This window comes from Streptomyces phaeochromogenes (assembly GCF_001418655.1).
Classification (GTDB): Bacteria; Actinomycetota; Actinomycetes; order Streptomycetales; family Streptomycetaceae; genus Streptomyces; species Streptomyces phaeochromogenes.
The window spans coordinates 1-1,926 of record NZ_LIQZ01000578.1 but is presented as its reverse complement, the minus strand read 5'-3'; the positions used below and the strand labels follow the sequence as shown (position 1 = coordinate 1,926).

Sequence of the window (1,926 nt, the reverse complement as noted above, 5' to 3'; positions counted from 1 at the left end):
TGCCGGCGCCGTTGCGGCCCATGAGGGCGACGGTCTCGCCCGGGTCGACGGTGAGCGTGACGGAGTGGAGCACTTCGGTACGTCCGCGGCGGACGGAGAGGTTCGCAACTGTTGCCGAGGGGTGGGGAGTTGGGGTTGGGGGCTCGGAATCGGGGGTGCGCTTGCGGAACAGGCGGGGGCGTTGGGCAGGCGTCGGGGTGGCTTCTGTCGGGAGTGGCGGCGCTGTGGTGCTCGCGTACGTGTTCGTCGGTTGGTACGTGGTGGTCTCCAGCCGCTCCCGGAGTGCGCCCGCCCGTCGGCGGGCGTCCCGCACCGTCAGCGGCAGGGGCGACCAACCGGCGAGGCGGCCCAGCGCCACCACCGGCGGGTACACCGGGGAGACGGCCATGACCTCGGACGGTGTGCCCAGCACGAGAGGGGCGCCAGGGGTGGGGAGGAGGGCGACCTGGTCGGCGTACTGGATGACGCGTTCCAGGCGGTGCTCGGCCATGAGGACCGTCGTGCCGAGGTCGTGGACGAGGCGTTGGAGGACGGCGAGTACCTCCTCCGCTGCGGCCGGGTCGAGGGCCGAGGTCGGTTCGTCGAGGACCAGGACCTTGGGGTGCGGGGTGAGGACCGAGCCGATCGCGACGCGCTGCTGCTGGCCGCCGGAGAGCGTGGAGATGGGGCGGTCGCGGAGGTCGGCGAGGCCGAGCAGGTCGAGCGTCTCCTCGACGCGGCGGCGCATCACGTCGGGGGCGAGGCCCAACGACTCCATTCCGTACGCGAGTTCGTCCTCGACCGTGTCCGTCACGAAGTGCGACAGCGGATCCTGGCCCACCGTGCCGACCACGTCCGCGAGTTCGCGCGGCTTGTGGGTTCGGGTGTCACGGCCCGCCACCGTCACACGGCCGCGCAGGGTGCCGCCCGTGAAGTGCGGGACCAGCCCGTTCACCGCGCCGAGCACCGTCGACTTGCCGACCCCTGACGGTCCGACCAGCAGCATCAACTCGCCCTCGGGGACGGTGAGTTCGATGCCCTGGACGGTCGGCCCTGCCGCTCCGTCGTATGTCACGGAGACATTCTCGAAGCGGATCATGAGGATTCCTTGCGGGTGTTCTCGGGGCGGGTGTTCTCGGGTGCGGGGGCGATGAAGGCGGGGAGGAGGCCCAGGAGGATCGCCGCCGCCGGCCACAGGGGGAGCGTCGGTGCGGTCAGCGGGACGACACCGGGGTGCAGGGCCGCCGAGTTGGACGGGGCGTAGGAGGCGTAGACGATCAGCAGCGTCGCGACCGCCGCGCCGGACGCGGCGACCAGCCATGCGCGTACGCCCCACGCGTCCGGCCGGTAGCGCGTACGCAGCGAGCGGCGCCCGCCGAGCCACAGGCCGGCGAGGGCCGCTGCCAGTCCGGCGAGCAGTACGGGCAGGCCGTAGCTGCCGCCCTCCGCGGTGAGCAGGCCGTACGTTCCGGCGCAGACGCCGACCAGGCCGCCGAGCGTGAGTGCGGTGGTGGTGCGGCGGACGGTTCGCGGTACGTCCGCCGTGCGTCCGTAGCCGCGTGCGTCCATCGCCGCCGCGAGGGCGACGGACCTCTCCAACGCGCCTTCCAGGACCGGGAGTCCGACCTGGAGCAGGCCGCGCAGGCCCTTGTCCGGGCGGCCTCGGAGGCGCCGGGCGGCGCGCAGGCGCTGGACGTCCGCGATCAGGTTCGGGGCGAAGGTGAGGGCCACGACTACGGCGACTCCCGCTTCGTACAAGGCTCCTGGGAGGGATTTGAGGAGGCGGGCCGGGTTCGCGAGGGCGTTCGCGGCGCCTACGCAGATGAGGAGGGTGGCGAGTTTCAGGCCGTCGTAGAGGGCGAAGGTCAGGCCTTCCGCGGTGACTCGACCTCCGATGCGGATGCCCTCCGCCCAGTCCGGGAGGGGGAGTTCGGGGAGGGTGAGGAG

The 1,926-nt window shown here is 72.6% G+C and carries 2 protein-coding genes; both read right to left on the bottom strand.

The window, feature by feature from the left end:
• Positions 1-1,078 (bottom strand): ATP-binding cassette domain-containing protein (locus AOK17_RS46080; RefSeq protein WP_245697835.1); only part of this gene is annotated, 1,078 nt, incomplete at its 3' end.
• Positions 1,075-1,926, bottom strand: an 852-nt coding sequence (locus AOK17_RS46075) for a CbiQ family ECF transporter T component (protein WP_055618619.1), incomplete at its 5' end; no start/stop codon positions are given. The genes AOK17_RS46080 and AOK17_RS46075, both read right to left, overlap by 4 nt.